This window comes from Janthinobacterium sp. GW460-12-1-14-LB5 (assembly GCF_059423585.1).
The window spans coordinates 22308-39869 of the sequence record NZ_JBWKYD010000041.1; the positions used below are offsets into that span (position 1 = coordinate 22308).

General features: G+C 65.1%; 14 protein-coding genes. 7 read left to right on the plus strand and 7 right to left on the minus strand.

Features of this window, described 5'->3' with window-relative positions; genetic code table 11:
• Window positions 1–82: 82 nt before the first annotated feature.
• From AC07X6_RS27495 to AC07X6_RS27515, 5 genes are all read left to right on the plus strand, one after another.
• Entirely contained in the window at window positions 83–655 is a 573-nt protein-coding gene (locus AC07X6_RS27495) for a TRAP transporter small permease (RefSeq protein WP_230539953.1), read from the plus strand.
• On the plus strand, window positions 652–1932 hold the full coding sequence (locus AC07X6_RS27500; protein WP_034746868.1) for a TRAP transporter large permease: 1281 nt from the start codon (window positions 652–654) through the stop codon (window positions 1930–1932). The genes AC07X6_RS27495 and AC07X6_RS27500 overlap by 4 nt, the downstream gene beginning before the upstream one ends.
• 424 nt (window positions 1933–2356) lie before the next feature.
• Window positions 2357–2857, plus strand: a complete 501-nt coding sequence (locus AC07X6_RS27505; protein ID WP_494793064.1) for a methylated-DNA--[protein]-cysteine S-methyltransferase — start codon at window positions 2357–2359, stop codon at window positions 2855–2857.
• Window positions 2854–3771 carry a site-specific tyrosine recombinase XerD gene (xerD, locus tag AC07X6_RS27510; protein WP_489629858.1) on the plus strand — a complete coding sequence of 306 codons (918 nt, stop codon included), beginning with the start codon at window positions 2854–2856 and terminating at the stop codon, window positions 3769–3771. Before AC07X6_RS27505 ends, xerD begins: the two co-directional genes overlap by 4 nt.
• Before the next feature lie 80 nt (window positions 3772–3851).
• Entirely contained in the window at window positions 3852–4037 is a 186-nt protein-coding gene (locus AC07X6_RS27515; RefSeq protein ID WP_494793065.1) for a hypothetical protein, read from the plus strand.
• Between the two features lie 65 nt (window positions 4038–4102).
• Here the strand turns inward: AC07X6_RS27515 and AC07X6_RS27520 are convergent, their stop codons facing one another.
• From AC07X6_RS27520 to AC07X6_RS27530, 3 genes are read right to left on the minus strand one after another with little or no spacing between them, the layout of a single operon-like run.
• On the minus strand, window positions 4103–5380 hold the full coding sequence (locus AC07X6_RS27520; RefSeq protein ID WP_494793066.1) for a TolC family protein: 1278 nt from the start codon (window positions 5378–5380) through the stop codon (window positions 4103–4105).
• On the minus strand, window positions 5367–8471 hold the full coding sequence (locus tag AC07X6_RS27525; RefSeq protein ID WP_494793067.1) for an efflux RND transporter permease subunit: 3105 nt from the start codon (window positions 8469–8471) through the stop codon (window positions 5367–5369). The genes AC07X6_RS27520 and AC07X6_RS27525 overlap by 14 nt, the downstream gene beginning before the upstream one ends.
• Window positions 8464–9588, minus strand: a complete 1125-nt coding sequence (locus AC07X6_RS27530; protein ID WP_494793068.1) for an efflux RND transporter periplasmic adaptor subunit — start codon at window positions 9586–9588, stop codon at window positions 8464–8466. Before AC07X6_RS27530 ends, AC07X6_RS27525 begins: the two co-directional genes overlap by 8 nt.
• A 228-nt stretch (window positions 9589–9816) precedes the next feature.
• On the opposite strand from AC07X6_RS27530, the gene AC07X6_RS27535 reads away from it, so the two are divergent.
• Together AC07X6_RS27535 and AC07X6_RS27540 are read left to right on the plus strand one after the other, a co-directional pair.
• Window positions 9817–10497, plus strand: coding sequence for a response regulator transcription factor (locus tag AC07X6_RS27535; RefSeq protein ID WP_474292745.1), 681 nt, complete (start codon window positions 9817–9819; stop codon window positions 10495–10497).
• Window positions 10490–11887: a sensor histidine kinase gene (locus AC07X6_RS27540; RefSeq protein ID WP_494793072.1), complete on the plus strand. Its 1398-nt coding sequence runs from the start codon at window positions 10490–10492 to the stop codon at window positions 11885–11887. The genes AC07X6_RS27535 and AC07X6_RS27540 overlap by 8 nt, the downstream gene beginning before the upstream one ends.
• On the opposite strand, the gene AC07X6_RS27545 is transcribed toward AC07X6_RS27540, so the two are convergent.
• The 4 genes from AC07X6_RS27545 to AC07X6_RS27560 form a co-directional block, all read right to left on the minus strand.
• Entirely contained in the window at window positions 11879–12190 is a 312-nt protein-coding gene (locus tag AC07X6_RS27545; protein WP_494793069.1) for a hypothetical protein, read from the minus strand. The two genes, AC07X6_RS27540 and AC07X6_RS27545, sit on opposite strands and share 9 nt — an antisense overlap.
• On the minus strand, window positions 12190–12909 hold the full coding sequence (locus AC07X6_RS27550) for an MgtC/SapB family protein (protein WP_205412515.1): 720 nt from the start codon (window positions 12907–12909) through the stop codon (window positions 12190–12192). The genes AC07X6_RS27545 and AC07X6_RS27550 overlap by 1 nt, the downstream gene beginning before the upstream one ends.
• A gap of 361 nt (window positions 12910–13270) precedes the next feature.
• On the minus strand, window positions 13271–16390 hold the full coding sequence (locus AC07X6_RS27555) for an efflux RND transporter permease subunit (protein ID WP_494793070.1): 3120 nt from the start codon (window positions 16388–16390) through the stop codon (window positions 13271–13273).
• Between the two features lie 3 nt (window positions 16391–16393).
• Window positions 16394–17562, minus strand: a 1169-nt coding sequence (locus tag AC07X6_RS27560; protein ID WP_494793071.1) for an efflux RND transporter periplasmic adaptor subunit, incomplete at its 5' end; no start/stop codon positions are given.

A 17562-nucleotide genomic window follows, 5' to 3' on the forward strand; every position in this document is an offset into this window, starting at 1 on the left:
GGACATCCCTGTCTTTCTGTAGCAACGGCACCTGCGCGTCCTGCGCGGGTGCCAGCGTACCCGCATTCTTTGAAAGTCCACCATGAAATTTCTGGATCACCTGGAAGAGTGGCTGATCGCGTCCCTGATGGGCGCAGCCACCTTCATCATCTTCGTGGCGGTCGTGCACCGCTACCTGGCAGGCTTGCCGATACCGGGCCTGCAAGACTTCCTGATTCAAATCAATACCAGCTGGGCCCAGGAACTGTGCATCTACATGTTCGTCTGGATGGCCAAGTTCGGCGCCGCGTATGGCGTGCGCACGGGCATCCACGTGGGCGTCGACGTCCTGATCAACCGCATGAACCCCCGCTGGCGCGACCGCTTCATCGTCTTCGGCCTGGCCGCCGGCGCCCTGTTTACCGGCATCGTGGGTACTTTGGGCGCCAGCTTCGTGTGGTCTATCGGCCACACGGACCAGACCTCCGCCGACATGGAAGTACCGATGTGGCTGGTCTACCTGGCCGTGCCGCTCGGTTCCTACCTGATGTGCTTCCGTTTCCTGCAGGTAATGGTGCATTTCATCAAGACGGGCGCCCTGCCAAAACACGACCACTCGCATGTCGAGGGCCTGGAAGACGAACTGACGGCGGAAGAAAAAGGAGCCAAGGCATGAACGCGCTGATTATTTTTGTGCTGCTGCTGGCGCTGATGCTGACCGGCATGCCGATCTCCATCTCGCTGGGCCTGACGGTACTGACGTTCCTGTTCACCATGACCAGCGTGCCCATCGAATCGGTGGCCCTGAAGATCTTCACGGGCATTGAAAAATTCGAAATCATGGCCATCCCGTTCTTCATTTTGGCGGGTAACTTCCTCACGCATGGCGGAGTGGCGCGGCGCATGATCAACTTCGCCAGCTCCATGGTGGGACACTGGCACGGAGGCCTGGCGCTGGCCGGCGTGATGGCGTGCGCGCTGTTTGCGGCCGTCTCCGGCTCCAGCCCCGCCACCGTGGTGGCGATCGGCTCCATCATCCTGCCGGCCATGGTCAAGCAGGGCTATCCGCGCGGTTTCGGCGCTGGCGTCATCACCACCTCGGGTGCGCTGGGCATTCTGATTCCGCCATCGATCGTGATGGTGATGTATTCCGTCAGCACGAATACCTCTGTTGGCAAGCTGTTCATGGCGGGCGTGATTCCCGGCATGATGCTGGCCATGCTGCTGGGTCTGACGACGTGGTTTTTGGCGCGCAAGCACAACTATCCGCGCATGAAAAAGGCCAGCTGGGGCGAGCGTTTCGTGACGTTCAAGAAAAGCGCCTGGGGCCTGCTGCTGATCGTCATCGTCATGGGCGGCATCTATTCAGGCGCCTTCACGCCGACGGAAGCGGCCGCCATGGCTGCCGTGTACGCCTTCATCATTGCCGTCTTCGTCTACAAGGACTTGAAAATCAAGCAAGTGGGCAAGGTCTTGCTCGATTCGGCCGCCATGTCGGCGATGCTGTTGTACATCATCACGAATGCTGTGCTGTTCTCGTTCCTGATGACCAGCGAAAACATCCCGCAGGCGATGGCCGAATGGATCACGGGCAAGGGCCTGGGCGTGATCAGCTTCCTGCTGGTGGTCAACGTGCTGCTGTTGTTGGCTGGTAACGTCATGGAGCCGTCGTCCATCGTGCTGATCATGGCGCCTATCCTGTTCCCCGTCGCCATGAAGCTGGGCATCGACCCCGTGCACTTCGGCATCTTGATCGTGGTCAATATGGAAGTCGGCATGTGCCATCCGCCCGTGGGCCTGAACCTGTACGTGGCGTCCGGCATCACCAAGATGGGCATCTCGGAGCTGACCGTAGCCGTGATGCCGTGGCTGCTGACGATGCTCGCCTTCCTGGGCTTGATTACCTACGTACCACAAATCTCGCTGTGGCTGCCAAATTTAATTTACAACTAAAACAGTTGTCCCCGTCATGGTGCAAAAAAAGTCGATCCGGCCGAATAAATGCGCTATGATGGGCAGCCTTAAGGGGAAACACGTATATGCATATACGCCCCGGTAGCAAGGCTGAAATACAGAATTGGCAACAAGGTTAGTGGGGGAGTGGTCTATAAAAACGGTATTGATACCGGGGATATATTGAGGAGACACACGTTTCACAGAAGTTGTTGAGTCATAGCTGTCTGCGGCCACAAGCCGGCACCGGCGGACCCAAACGACCGGGAACGTGAAGCAATATTTGAAGCGCACCGACTGGTGCGCTTTTTTTTCGTGCGCAGGAAACGTCCGCCGGCACGCCCAAAGTCGGTGCATAATTCCCGTGGCGCCGTTTCCGCGCCGGCAGGTTGCATATATGCCACACTTGAATAATGATCAGCAGATGAAAAAACAACAGGGCAGTGAACTGTTCAGCGCCATCGTGGCCGCGCCGTTCGGCGCCATGGGCGTGCGCGCGCAGGATGGCCAGTTGCGCGAACTGATGTATTTGCCGCCGCACTTCGACGAGAAAGCGCCGCAGGATGCCGTCTCCGAGCGGGCGTGCCAGCAACTGGCGCGCTATTTCCTTGATCCCGATTATGTCTTCGACCTGCCGCTGGCAGACGCGGGCAGCGCCTACCAGCAACGCGTATGGGCGGCGATCGCCGGGATTCCGCGCGGCCAGGTGCGCACGTATGGCGACGTGGCGCGCCTGATCGGCTCGGCCCCGCGCGCCGTGGGCCAGGCCTGCGGCGCCAACTGGTTTCCCGTGGTGATTCCCTGCCACCGCGTGACGGCCGCCGGCGGCCTGGGCGGCTTTGCCCATCACGACGATGCGACGGGCTTCCACCTGGGCGTCAAGCGCTGGCTGCTGGCGCATGAAGGCGTCGAAGGTTACGCATGATGAACAGTCTGCTGGCGCCCGACAACGCCACCCTGATCGACGAATTCTGCGACAGCCTGTGGCTGGAAGACGGCCTGTCGAAAAACTCGCTCGATGCCTACCGGCGCGACATGCGGCTGTTCGCCCGCTGGCTGGAAGTGGCGCGGCCCGGGCGCGAGGGGCTGTACGAGGTGTCCACGGCCGACATCGAGGCGTATTTTGCCGCCCGCCACGACGAGAGCAAGGCGACGTCGTCGAACCGGCGTCTGTCCGTGCTCAAGCGCTTTTACCAGCTGGCGCTGCGGCACAAGCATATCGCGGCCGACCCGTGCCTGAAGATGGTGTCGGCCAAGCAGCCGGCGCGCTTCGTGCACACCTTGAGCGAAGCGCAGGTGGAAGCCTTGCTGGCGGCGCCCGACGTGAGCACACCGCTGGGCTTGCGCGAGCGCACGATGCTCGAACTCATGTATGCGAGCGGCTTGCGCGTGTCGGAACTGGTGGACTTGCAATCGGTGGAACTGAGCCTGAACGATGGCGTGCTGCGCATCACGGGCAAGGGCAGCAAGACGCGGCTGGTGCCGTTCGGCGAACAGGCGCGGCTGTGGATCGAGCGCTACCTGAAGGAAGCGCGCGGCGTCATCCTCGACGGACAGATGGACGATGCGCTGTTCGTCACGCGGCGCGGGGGCGCCATGACGCGGCAAATGTTCTGGGTCATCATCAAGAAGCATGCGCTGAGCGCCGGCATCACGGCGCCGCTGTCGCCGCATACCCTGCGCCATGCGTTCGCCACGCATCTGCTCAACCATGGCGCGGACTTGCGTGTTGTGCAATTGTTACTGGGGCACTCTGATATTTCCACCACACAGATTTACACGCATGTGGCCCGCGAACGGCTGAAACTGCTGCATGCGCAGCATCATCCGCGCGGCTAAACATTTGGTGTTTGGTCCAATTACGTCATAATGTGCCCTATGTGCTTATCTGTAACAATAAAAAACTAAAGAGGTAGTAAATGGCCAAGACAAATTTCCAATACGAAAAACGGCAAAAAGAGCTGGAAAAGAAGAAGAAAGCCGAGGAAAAAGCCAGACGCAAGCTGGAAGCGAAGAACAATCCGAAGCCTGCCGACGGTGAAGAAGGTGCCGACGGTGACGAGCCTGAAGCGGACGACACCGACGCTCCTGCCAAGCCGCAGTAATTCCCTGTTTTTGACGACCGGTGCGGCATCGCCGCGCCGGTCTCCCCTCGCTCTACCTTCTCCCGCTACAAGCGCGGCCGCTGGCCGATCGCCAGTTGCAGCTGCGTGCTGGCATTGGCCGCATCGGCGCGCGCCTGCACATAGCCCTGATACGCCTCATCGGCCGAACGCTGCGCCGCCAGCCATTCCAGCAGCGAGGCATTGCCTTTGACGTAGGACAGGCGCATGCCATCGACCACCTTTTGCGCATCGACCAGCACGCCGTCGCGGTAGCGTGCCAGTCTGTCCTGCGCCGCATGCAGCTGCCGCTGCGCCGTGCGCACCTGCGTTTCCGCTTGCAGTTCCGCCTGGCGCAGGGCCAGCATCGCCTGCGTCACGCCCGCTTCGGCCTGCACCACGTCGCCCTTGTCGCGCCGCGACAGGGGGATCGGAATGGCCAGCGATATGCTCAAGGCGCGCGAGCGCGGCGAGCCGTCGACGGGATTGCCGCTGGCGTCAAAACCGTCATGGTAGCCGCGCGCGGCGGCCAGGCCCACCGTCAGCGTGGGGTCGACGGCGCGGTTGGCGCGCACGAGCGCAGCGCCGTCGCGCAGATAGTCCACGGTGGCGCGGGCGATGCGCACATCGCTGCGCGCCTCGAGCGCCTGCGGCACCAGTACCGAGGCATCCCTGTTCTCATACGCGGCGAAGTCGCAGGCCAGCTGCGCGTCCGGAAACAGGCTGTCGAACTGGCGGCCCAAGGGGGGCGACAAATTCAACATGGCGCTGTCCGCCTCGCTGCGCGCCTGTGCCAGGTCGGCCTGGAACTGGTCGCGTTCCACGCGCGACTGCAGCAGCTCGATGCCGCCCACGTCGCCCGCCTTGCGCCGCACGGTATTCGCTTCGACCACCTTCGACAGGGCCGCCATGGTCTGCTCCTTGCGCGCGAGGACCTCGCGCGTGCGGCACGCTTCCGTGAACGCGGCGGCGGCCGTGCCATACAGTTCACTTCTGAAGCCAGCCACCGTCTCCTCGGCCAGCGCGACATGGCTCTGTGCGGATTTTAAGCGCGCCGCGCGCTTGCCGCCCGTCTCGATGGCCATGCTGATGGCGGGATTCCACGTGATGGGACGGTGTTCGACGCTGCGCACGGTCTCGCGCGTGGCGCCCAGGGTAAATTCGGGATCGGGACGCAGGCCGGCGATGCCGATGCCGGCCTTGGCCGAGACGATGTCTTCCTGCTGCGCCTGCAGTTCCAGGCTGTGGCTCTCCACCGCGGACAAATAGGTCTCGAAGGACAACGGGGCGGCGCTGGCGCAGGGGGCGATCAGCCAGGCCGCCAGCATTACATTAAAACGTGTCATGGTTCACTCCTTCGGTATCGATCCGGCGTTGCTGTACATACGCCTCGATCAGGTAATACAGGGCCGGCAACAGCAGCAGGGTCAGTGCCGTCGCCGTCAACAGGCCGCCCACCACGACGGTGGCCAGCGGGCGCTGCACGTCGCTGCCCAGGCCCGTGGCCAGCATGGCCGGTGTCAGCCCCAGGGCGGCCACGGTAGCCGTCATCAGCACGGGGCGCATGCGGTCGCGCGCGCCTTCCAGCACGGCGTCGCGCAAGCTGTGGCCTTCGTCCGCGCGCAAGCGGTTGATCTGCGCCAGCATCAGCACGGCATTGAGCACGGCCACGCCGAACAGGGCGATGAAGCCGACGGCGCTCGACACATTCAGGGTCATGCCGCGCAGGTGCAGCGCGGCCAGGCCGCCCAGCATGGCCAGCGGCACGGCCAGCAAGACCAGCGCGGGCTGGCGCAGGTTGCGGAACTGGCCAAACAGCAGCAAAAACATGGCGCCCAGGGTCATCGGCAGGATCAGGGCCAATCGGCTTTGCGCGCGCTGGAGGTTTTCGAACTGGCCGCCCCATTCGACGCTGATGCGCTGGTGCTCGCCCGCCACGGCTTGCGCCACCAGCGGGCGCGCTTCGGCCAGGAAACCGGCCAGGTCGCGTCCGCGGGCATTGAGGCGCACGATGATGTGGCGCCGCCCCATTTCGCGCACGATCACGCTTTCGCCCGAGGTGGTGCTGATGTTGGCCACCTGCGCCAGCGGAATCCTGGCGCCGTTGGCGGCGTTGAGCATCAGGCTGGCGATGGCGTCCGGGCTGGAACGCGTGGCGGGCGGGAAGCGCACGGCGATGTCGTAGCTTTTTTCGCCCACGTACAGCTGGCCGATGGGCGCGCCGCCGATGCCGGTGGCAATCAGGTCGGCCACGTCGGCCGCATTGATGCCGTAGCGGGCCGCCTTGGCACGGTCCAGTTCCACCTTCAGGTTGGGCAGCGGCGGCTCCACGTCCACGGCCACGTCGGAGGCGCCGGGGACGGTTTTCAGGACGTTGGCCACCTTGCTGGCGATGGCGCGCACTTCATCGAGGTCGTTGCCGAAGATTTTCACCGTCAGGTCGCTGTGCGCGCCCGACAATTTATCCTGCACGCCGTCGATCATCGGCTGCATGAAGGCCACCGTGACGCCGGGCATGCGGGCGAAGCGCGCGTTCATTTTCGCGATCAGCTGCTGCTTGCTCATGCCCGACTTCCAGCTTTTGTACGGATGCAGTCCCACGCTCGCCTCGATGTGCGACGGCGTCCAGTAATCGGTGCCGTCGTCGTTGCGTCCCGTCTGCGTGACGATGGTCGACACTTCCGGGAATTCCAGCGCGGCGCGCCGCAGTTCGCTGGCCATCTCCGACGCCTTGTCCAAGGTGATCCCGGGCGGCATCTGCACCTGCAGCCACAGCGAACCCTCATCGAGGTAGGGTAAAAAATCGCGGCCTATGCTGCCTCCCAGCAGGGCCAGAGCCGCCAGCGCAGCGGCGCACACCATCGCCACCCAGCGCTTCTTGCCCACCATGCGTTCGAGGAAGCGGCCATACGCGGCCGCCAGCTTTTCCAGCGCGCGGTTATGGAAGGTGCGGCGCGGCTTGCGCAAGGCCAGCCAGGCCAGGCCCGGGATCAGGACCAGGGCCACCACCAGTGCGCCCACGAGCGCCGCACCCACCGCATACGCCATGGGCGAAAACAGCTTGTATTCGATGCGCTGGAAGGCGAACAGGGGCAGGTAGGCGGCGATGATGACGGCCATGCCGAACATGATGGGGCGCGCCACCTGCAGGGTCGCCTCGATGGCGTCCTGCAGGGTCAGGGGACGCTCCTGCTCGCGCTCGCGGCGGCGCAGCAGGTTTTCCAGCACCACCACGGAGCCGTCGACGAGGATGCCGAAGTCGATCGCCCCCAGCGACAGCAAATTGGCGGGAATCTTAAAGTGGTGCATGAAGATGAAGGCGATCAGCAGGGCCAGCGGGATCGTCAGCGCGACGATGGCGGCGGCGCGCGGGCTGCCCAGATACAGCAGCAGTACGAGGGCAACCAGCAGCATGCCTTCGCCCAGGGTGAATCCCACCGTGTGCAGGGTAGCGTCGATCAGCGAGCTGCGGTCCAGGTAGGGCACCACCTTGACGTCCTTCGGCAGCACGTTGGCGTTCAAATCGTCCACGGCCGCATGGATGCCGGCCAGCGCTTCGGACGGATTGAAATCCTTCAGCAGCAGGGTGATGCCTTCGATGGTGTCGGGGTTGTCATCCTTGCCGAGGATACCGCGCCGCTCCACGTTGCCGTAAGCGAGCTTGCCCAGGTCCTTCACCAGCACGGGCACGCCGTCCTTGCTGCTGACGACGACGTTGCCCATGTCATCGAGCGAATGCAGCAAGCCCACGCCGCGCACCACGTACGATTGCTGGCCGCGGTCGATCACGCTGCCGCCGCCGCTGACGTTGTTGGCGTTGAGGGCATCCTTCACCTGCGCCAGCGAAAAGCCGTAGCTGTCCAGTTTTGCGGGATCGAGTTCCAGCATGAACTGCGTCGTCAGGCCGCCGAAATTGCTGACGTCGGCCACGCCGCGCACCTGCTGCAGGCGCGGGATCACGGTCCAGAACTGCAGCTCGGACAGTTCGCGCAGGGAGCGCGTTTTCGATTCCAGCGTGTAGCGGTAGATCTCGCCCGTGGGCGAGGTGTAGGGATCGAGGCCCGGCTTGGCGTCGTACGGCAGGTTGACGCTGGCGAGGCGCTCCTGCAGCCGTTCGCGCGTGAAGTAGCCGTCGCTGCCATCTTCGAACACCACGGTGATCAGCGACAGGGCGAACAGGCTGCGCGTGCGCAGCACGTGCATGCCGGGCGTACCGAGCAGGGCGCGCTCGAGCGGGATGGTGATCTGCTGCTCGATTTCCTCGGCGCCCAGGCCCGGCACCTGCGTGACGATCTGCGAAGTGACGTCGGCGATGTCGGGATAGGCTTCGATGGGCAGCTGTTTCCAGCAGTAGACGCCGTAGGCGGCGACGAACAGCAGCACCAGCCAGACGATGCCGCGCCGCTGGCAGCAGGTGGCGATGAAACGGTCAATCATTGAGCAGCACTCCTTCCTTGACGACGATGCGTTCGCCCGCTTTCAGGCCAGCGAGGATTTCCACCTGTTCTCCATGGCTGGCGCCCACCTGCACCGTGCGCGGCGTGAATACCAGCGGGCTGCGCTCGACCATCACGCGGGTCGATAGCCCGCTTTGCAGCACGGCGGACGCGGGCACGAGGAGGGCGCGGCGGCTGGCGCCGGCGAATCCCGCATGAGCGAACATCCCCGGCTTGAAGGCGCCGGCGCGGTTGTCGATGGCCACGCGTACTTGCACCGTGCGCGTCTCGGGATCGAGCACGGCGCCCACATACGCGACCTTGCCCTCGAAAGCCTTGCCGGGCCAGGCGTCGACGGTGATGCGGGTCTTTTGGCCCACTGCCACCTGGGCCAGGTCCCTTTCGGCGACATTCGCCGACAGCCACACGGTGGAGAGATCCGCCACCGTCATGACGGGCGCGTTGATATCGTTCCAGTAGCCGCCCTGGGCGCCTTCCATGGCGATCACGGTGCCGGCGATGGGTGAGCGCAGCACGTAGTCGCGGCGGGTGCCGCGTGCGCCCGCGCCGTACTGGGCCAGCTTGTCGGCGCTGGCCTGGGCATCACTGCCCGCCTGCGCAAAGGCCGCCTGGGCCGCTTCGTACTCCTTGCGGGCGGCGATTTCTGCCTCGAACAGCGTTTTTTGGCGCTCCAGTTCCTGGCGCGCCTGCAGCAGGGCGGATTTCGCCTTGCTGTCGTCCGCGTAGGCGGCACTCAGCTCCGCCGAGTCGAGCGTGAACAGCGGGTCGCCCGCCTTCACGCTGTCGCCCAGCGCGCGCTGCAAACGCGTGATCCGGCCTGCCAGGGGCGGCGTGATCTTCACCAGTTTTTCCGGCATGGCTACGATGCTGCCCGGCGCCTCCGTCTGCGTGGCGATCTCGTGTTCCTGCACGGCGGCGATCTGCAGGCGCCGGCGCAGCGGCGACATCTTGTCGACGGCGATGCTGCCGTCGTCCAGATGCATCGATTGGACGGGCGGCATGGCTGCCGCCGTCGGTTTGGCGCAGCCGGCCAGGGCCGAGCAGGCGAGAGCGAGGGCGCAGCTGGCGCCCAGGGCGTTGCGGGTGGTCGTGTTCATCCCGTGTTTCCTTGTTATTGATGGTGATGGGGCATGCGTGGATGCCGTGCCCAGGCGGGCGGTCAGAGGGGAGCGCGGGCAGCGGTATGACAGCGCCGGAAAAGCATAGCAATGTGCTCCTGAAGAAGCGCCCAAGAACGCCTGAATCATTCTTCAGGCTCGGTGTGCGCACGGTGCGGCGCGGTAAAATGCCAGCATGGAAAACAAGGCGCGAGGCGAAAGGCAGGCATGAGAATCCTCCTGGTGGAAGACGACCGCAAGGCGGCGCGCTTGCTGGCGCGGGGCTTGCAGGAAGAAGGTTTTGTCGTCGACGTGGCGCACAGCGCGGAAGAGGGCGAGGACGAAAGCTACGCCGTCGACTACGACGTGATCGTGCTGGACTGGATGTTGCCGGGCAAGCAGGGCATCGACTTTTGTCGCGACTTGCGCGCGCGCGGCATCCAGACACCCGTGCTGATGCTGACTGCGCGCGACGCCACGGCCGACCGCGTGGCGGGCCTGAATACGGGCGCCGACGATTACCTGACCAAACCGTTCGAATTCGAGGAACTGCTGGCGCGCATCCGCGCCTTGCTGCGCCGCTCCGACATCAGCCGCCCGCTGGTCCTGGCGCTGGCCGACCTGACTCTCGATCCCGTCAGCCACCAGGCGACGCGCGCCGGCGCGCCGCTGGTGCTGACCCCCAAGGAATACGCGATTCTATTGATCCTGCTGCGCCAGGCGGGCGAAGTGGTCAGCCGCGCGCGCCTGGCCGAGCAGATCTGGCAGGCGGACCTGATCGGCATCGACAATCTGATCGACGTCCACGTGCGCAACCTGCGGGGCAAGGTCGATGCGCCGGGCTTGCCGCCGTTGATCCACACGGTGCGCGGACGCGGCTTCCGCCTGGCGGAAAACCATGATGGCTAGCTTTCGCAAGCGATTGCTGCTGGTGCACCTGGCCGTCATCCTCGCCATCGTCGCCTGCACGGCGCTGGCCGGCTACTGGGGCTTGTCGCGCGCCGTGCATGGCCAGCTCGATGCGGCCCTGCTGGCGCTGGCGGAGACGGAAATGGCCATGCTGCCGGCCGCGCCGCGCCAGCCCGTGCAGGTGCACGAGGTGGCGCCGGGCCTGGCGCCACCGTCGTTGACGCGGCTGGACCGCCTGGTGCAGATCATCGATGGCGAGGGGCGCGTGCTGGCGCGCAGCCGCAACCTGGAGGCGGCGCAGCTGCCGGCGCCGGCCGCCCTGCTGGCGCGCCTGGCGGCCGGCGAGACCGTCTTCGAGACCCTGCCCAAGTTCGGCGAAGAGCCGCTGCGCATGGTCTCGATTCCCGTGCCCTCGTCCGGTTCGCGCCTGGCGGTGCAGGTGGCCGGTTCGCTCGACGACACGAATCACGTGCTGGCCGCGGCCACCGTGCTGTTTGGCGCCATGGCGCTGGCCTTGCTGGCGGCCGTGGGCCTGGCCGGCGAAATGCTCACGCGCCGCGTGCTGGGCGCCATCGACGACGTGGTGGACCAGGCGCATTCGATCGGCGAGGCCAGCCTGCACCAGCGCCTGCCCCATCCCGGCACGCAGGATGAAATCGGCCGCCTGGTCGATACCCTGAACGCCATGCTGGACCGCCTGGAACACGGCTACGATGCGCAGCGCCGCTTCACGGCCGACGCCTCGCATGAATTGCGCTCGCCGCTGTCGCGCCTGCGCACGGAAATTGAAATCACCCTGCGCCGTCCGCGCGAAGCGCCCGAGTATGTCGATGCGCTGGCGTCCTGCCTCGATGAAGTGCAGCGCCTGACGACCCTGGTGGAAGAACTGCTGATGCTCACGCGCCTGGACGTGGGGCAGGAGCGCAATGCCGTGGAAACCATCGCGCTCAATCCGCTCGTGCGGGCGGCCGCGCAGCGGCTGGAAAAGCCGGCAGCGCAGCGCGGCATCCGCATCGTCTTCGATGACAGCGTGGCCGTGCAGGCCAGGGTGGCGGCCGGCCCCGTGGACCTGGTGCTGGCCAATCTGCTCGATAACGCCGTGAAGTTTTCGCCGCCCGGAAGCAGCATCACAGTGCACGTGGCGCGCGAGGGCGAACATGCCCTGGTCGGCGTGGCGGACGCGGGGCCGGGCATCGGCGTGGAAGACTTGCCGCATCTGTTCGAGCGTTTTTACCGGGGCGCCCAGGCGCGCGCGGGCGAGGCGCCCGGTTTCGGCCTGGGCCTGGCCTTGTCGCAGGCCATCGTGCACGCGTATGGCGGGCGCATCGAGGCATGCAACCGCCCGCAAGGCGGCGCGCTGTTTACCATGCGCCTGCCCGCCTCAGAGTGAGGACGCGACGCCTTCCCAGCGCACTTGCCGCACTTGCGGCCAGGCGCCGGCGCGGTTGACGAAGCGCACCAGCACGGCGCGCTGCACGGCCTGGCACAGCACCGTGGCGATCAGCCGCACCACTTGCCGGGCATCGTCCCAGCTGCGCAGCATCTGCGATGGCGCCAGGCCCGCGCCTTTGAGTTCGGCCAGCAGCAGGCGCACCACGTGGTCGGCTTGCGCCGCGGGGCAGGTGACGGTCAGGCGGTAGGTGGCCACGACAGGAGCGCGCCTGGCAAACCAATGGAAGAATTTTTTCATCATCACACTCCCCGTTCGGCGACAAATTCCGCGTTGTTCACGAGCGCCCAGCGCACGGCCGAGACGCTGCCTTCCAGGCTCACCTGGCTGACGATCTGCTCCAGCAATCCCAGGCTGGACAAGGGCGTGAGCAGGTCGGCCCGCACTTCGATGCGCCCGGCGTGCGCCGCATCCTCGCTGTGCAAGGATTGCAGCATCAGCGCCGGCATGCCGCTGATCAGGCGCAGCATCAGCTTGCGCACCTGCACTTCCTGCTCCGCCTCGCACACGGCCGTCACGCGGTAGATGCTTTCCGTCTCGATGCCCGCTTCGCTGCCGTGGGCGTTGATGCGTTGCGCCAGGTGGCGCAGCACCAGGTTGGCGATCAGCACGAAGCCCGTGCCGATGGCCGCTTCCAGGGCAAACCCCAGGCCGCACAGGATGCCGATGGCGGCCGAACACCACAGGGTGGCGGCCGTGTTCAGGCCGCGCACCGTCATGCCTTCTCGCATGATGACGCCGGCGCCAAGAAAACCGATGCCCGACACCACCTGCGCGGCGATGCGCATATGGCCAGAGGCATCGCCTTCGAGCACGGAAACCATCACGAACAGCGAGGCGCCGACGGACACCAGCGCATTCGTGCGCAAGCCCGCCATGCGCTGGCGCAGCTGGCGTTCGGCGCCAATCATGGCGCCCAGGGTCAATGCCGCGGCAACGCGCAGCGCAAAATCAAATACCACCATCAGTTTCTCCCGGCTGGGGAGGAACAGGCGAGTGCAAGGGCGAAGACAATCCGCCCGCAAGGGGGCAGCAGACGATCACGGTGGAACGATGAGGGGGAAGTGGCGGCGAGAGAGTACTGCCGCTGGTAAAACCGCACCTTGCCGAGGGCAGGGCGGGCGGAATGCGCGCGTCTTGCCTAAGGCCGATCGCCGATGGTCAATCGACTACTGTCACTGGAACAAGCACCCACGAGTCACTCCATATCATTGATAACGGGGACAGTCTAGCCAGTGGGGCTGCTTTGGTCAACTGAAGCTCTCTTCAGGAAGCCGCCGCGTCGTCCCCGCCAATGCGGGGACGGTGAAGGCGACCGGTCAATCAGTGGGCGTGTGCTTTGCCGTCGTCGGTGGATTCGGCATGCGCATGCTCGCCGCCGCCGAAGAATCGCGCGGCGCGCTTGCCCAGGCTGTCGAGGTAGGTGTAGGCGACGGGCACCACCACCAGGGTCAGCAAGGTCGAGGTGATCACGCCGCCGATGACGGCGCGGCCCATCGGTGCCTGCGATTCGCCGCCGTCGCCCATGCCGAAGGCCATCGGCAGCATGCCGAAGACCATCGCCAGGGTCGTCATCAGGATGGGGCGCAAGCGTACTTGCCCCGCTTCCATCAGCGCCTCGAACTGCCCCAGGCCTTCGCGCTGGCGCTGGTTGGTGAAGTCGACCAGCAGGATCGCATTCTTGGTGACCAGGCCCATGAGCATGATGAAGCCGATCACGGAGAAGATGTTCAGGGTACTGCCCGTGATCAGGAGGGCCAGCAGCACGCCGATCAGGGACAGCGGCAGCGACACCATGATGGCGATCGGCTGCAGGAAGCTGCCGAACTGCGATGCCAGCACCAGGTAGATGAAGATCACGGCGATCCCCAGCGCCATCATCGCGCCGCCCATAGTTTCGGCCATCTGCTGCGCATTGCCGGCCACGTCGAAGCGCACGCCGGGCGGCAGGTCGATGGACTTGATGGCCTTTTGTACGTCGGCGTCGACGTCGCCGGCAGGGCGGCCCTGCGTGCCTGCATAGATGGCGACCCGGCGCTGCAAGGCCTGGCGTTTGAGCACCTGCGGGCTCGATGACGGCACGAAGTCGACCACCTGGCGCAACGGAATCATGACGGGCTTGCCGTTTGCGTCAAGCTTGCTGGACGCCAGCGACAGGTCGGCCAGGTCGGCCACTTTCTGACGGCCCGATTTCGGCAGCTGCACGTTGACGTCGTAGTTTTGCCCGTCGCTGGCTAACCAGTGGCTGACCGTGTCGCCCGCCACGAACGGCCGCAGGGCATTGCCGATCTGCTGCACCGACAGTCCCAGGTCGCTGGCCAGTTCGTTGTTGATCTTCACGGTGGTCGACGGATTGGCGCCTTCCTGGCTGTATTCCATGTCGGCCAGGCCCTTGATGTTGCGCATCTTGTCCATCAGGGTGTGTGCCACGGCATCGAGCTTGCCTTCGTCGGTACCGAGGATGGCGATGAAGATGGGGCGCTGGCCGACGGACAGGGTGATGCCGGCAATCGGCGCCAGGCGTTCGCGGATCAGCTTTTCCAGTTCCTGCTGCGAGCGGCGCTTGTGTGTCTTGATGTCCGTCAGCTTCAGGTTCACGTCGGCCGCATTGCGTCCATCCTGGGTGCCCACGTTGGCCACCAGGCTGTCGATCTCGGGAAATTCCTTCAGCGCCGTTTCGATCTGGCGCACCTTGGAATCCGTGTATTCGAGGCTGGAGCCGACGGGCGTCTTGAAGCGCAGGTTGACCCAGCCCTGGTCCGTTTCCGGGAACATCTCGCCGCCGATCATCGGCACGAGCATCAGGCTGCCCGCGAACAGGGCCACGGCCGTGGCCAGCGTGGTCTTGCGCCAGCGCAAGGCGACAGCCAGCACCTTGCCGTACCATACGTGCAGGCGGTCGATGCCCGTCTCGATCCAGGCCATGAAGCGGCCCAGCCACGGCGCGTACTTGAAGCGGTCCTTGACGGGATCGCGCCAGACGGACGACAGCATGGGGTCGAGCGTGAAGCTGACGAACAGCGATACCAGCACGGCGACGGCGACGGTGATGCCGAACTGCAGGAAGAAGCGGCCGATGATGCCGTCCATGAAGGCGACGGGCACGAACACGGCGACGATGGCGAACGTGGTGGCCATCACGGCCAGGCCGATTTCATTGGTGCCGTCGTTGGCCGCCTTGTAGTGGTTCTTGCCCATGCCCAGGTGGCGCACGATGTTTTCGCGCACCACGATGGCGTCGTCGATCAACAGGCCGATGCACAGCGACAGCGCCATCAGGGTCAAAAAGTTCAGGGTGAAGCCGAAGGCCTTCATGGCGATGAAGCTGGCCAGCACGGAGATCGGCAAGGTCAAGCCCGTGATGATGGTCGAGCGCCACGAGTGCAGGAACAGGAAGACGATCACCATGGTCAGCACGGCGCCTTCGATGATGGTGCGCTTGACGTTATTGAGCTGGCTTTGCACGCGTTCCGACTCGTCGTCCAGCACGCGCAGCTTGATATCGGGCGGCAGCGTCTTTTGCAGGTCGGCCGCCACTTTCAGGATGCCGGTGCCCACTTCGACCACGTTGGCGTCCTGCACCTTGGTGATTTCCATGGTCACGGCTTGCTGGCCGTTCATGCGCGAGATCGACAGTTCTTCCTGCTCGCCGTCGACGACGGTGGCCACCTGGTCCAGGTAGACGGGGCCGATGGCGCGGCGCGCGACGATGATCTTGCCGAATTCGCGCGCATCCTTGATCTTGCCTTCCACGCGCACCAGCTGCTCGGCCGCGCCATGGCTGATGGAGCCGGCCGGCAGATTGGTATTCGTCGCCTTGATGGCGCGGATCACTTCATCGACGCCGATGCCCTGGGCATTGAGTTCGATCGGTTTCATGCTGATGAGGATCTGGCGCGCGCGCAGGCCGCGCAGCTTGACCTGCCCCACGCCGGCCACGCCCTGGAAACGCTTGCTGATGATCTGCTCCGTCATGGTCGACAGCGAGCGCAGGTCATGCCCGGTCGAGGTCAGCACGATGGTGGCGATGGGGCGCTCGTTGTCGCCTTCGGCACGGGCGATGAACGGGTCCTTGGCCTCTTTCGGGAAGCGCGGGCGCACCAGCGCCACCTTGTCGCGCAAGTCCTGCATGGCCTTGTCCATGTTGGTCGACAGCTCGAATTCCAGGTAGACGCCGGCGCGTCCTTCCCACGAGTTGGCGCGGATGGTCTTGATGCCGCTGACGGTGTTGACGGCGTCCTCGATGGGGCGCGTGATGTCGTTTTCCACGGCTTCGGGCGAGGCGCCCGGGTAGTTCACTTCGATGGCGGCGAACGGAAATTGCACGCTGGGCATGCTCTCCACGCCCAGGCCCCGGTAGGAGAAGATGCCCAGCACCACCAGCGCCACCATGACCATGGTGGCGAAGACGGGGTTTTGAATACTGACTTTGGTCATCCACATGGCTTAATCCTTCCGTGCCAGCACGGCCGCCGGCGCGGCGGGTGTCGCTGATTGCGCGGCGAAGGTCACGCCGTGGCCCGGTTTCACGCCATCGAGTCTGGCGATGATGACTTTCGCGCCCGGCACCAGGCCGGACTTGACCTCGGCATAGCCTTCATCCTCGTTGCGCAAGCCCAGGGTGACGGGCTGGGCGACCACCTTGTTGCCCACCAGCGCATACACGACGGGGCCCTGCTTTTCGTTGCGCACGGCCGTCAGCGGCACCAGCGGCGCGACGATTGATCGCTCGGTGACGATGCTGCCCTTGGCGAACATGCCGCCGCGCAGTGCGCCATCGCCATTGTCGACGGCGATGTAGACGAGCATGGCGCGCGAGCCGCTCTCGGTGGTGGGATTGATGCGCGTGACCTTGCCGGCGAAGTCGCGCGCGCCGAAGCCGTCGACCTTGAAGCGCACCTCCTGGCCCAGCTTGATGCGGGGAATCTCCGCGCTGGGCACGGGCGCTTCCAGGGTCAGCTGCGCCAGGTTGACGATGGTGTAGACGGGCATGTCGGGCGAGACTTTTTCGCCCGCCTGCAGGTGGCGCTTGCTGACGATGCCGGCCATCGGCGCGCGGATCACCGTGTCGGCCAGCGCGATGCGGGCGATGTCGACCATGGCGGCGGCGGACTTGACGCTGGCGCGCGCCAGGTCGACGGAATTCTGTGTCGTGTCGTAGGCCGTTTGCGAAATGTATTTTTGCTTGAGCAGCGCCTGGCTGTTCGCCTCGTTCTTGGCCGCCATGGACAGGCGCGCCTGCGCTTCGTCGAGCATGGCTTGCTGCTTCGTCAGGCGGGCGCGCTGGTCTGCCGCGTCGAGGCGCACGAGGATTTGCCCGTTGGCCACTTGCTGGCCTTCCTGCAAGGTCGTCTCCTGGATCACGCCGGAAACCTTGGCCTTGATGGTGGCCTGGGTCACGGGCGCCAAGGAGCCGGACAAGGGCAGGCTGATTGCCAGCGCGCGCGCATCGATGGCGGCCACGTCGCCCTGCGCCAGTTCATGCACGGGCGTCTTTTCCTGCTGCTTCTTCTTGCTGGCTTGCTGTTCGGCAGCCTTGGCGGCTTGTTGCTTCGACTGCATCACGGTCCAGCCGCCGCCGGCCAGGCCCAGCACGACGAGGATCAGCACGGGGG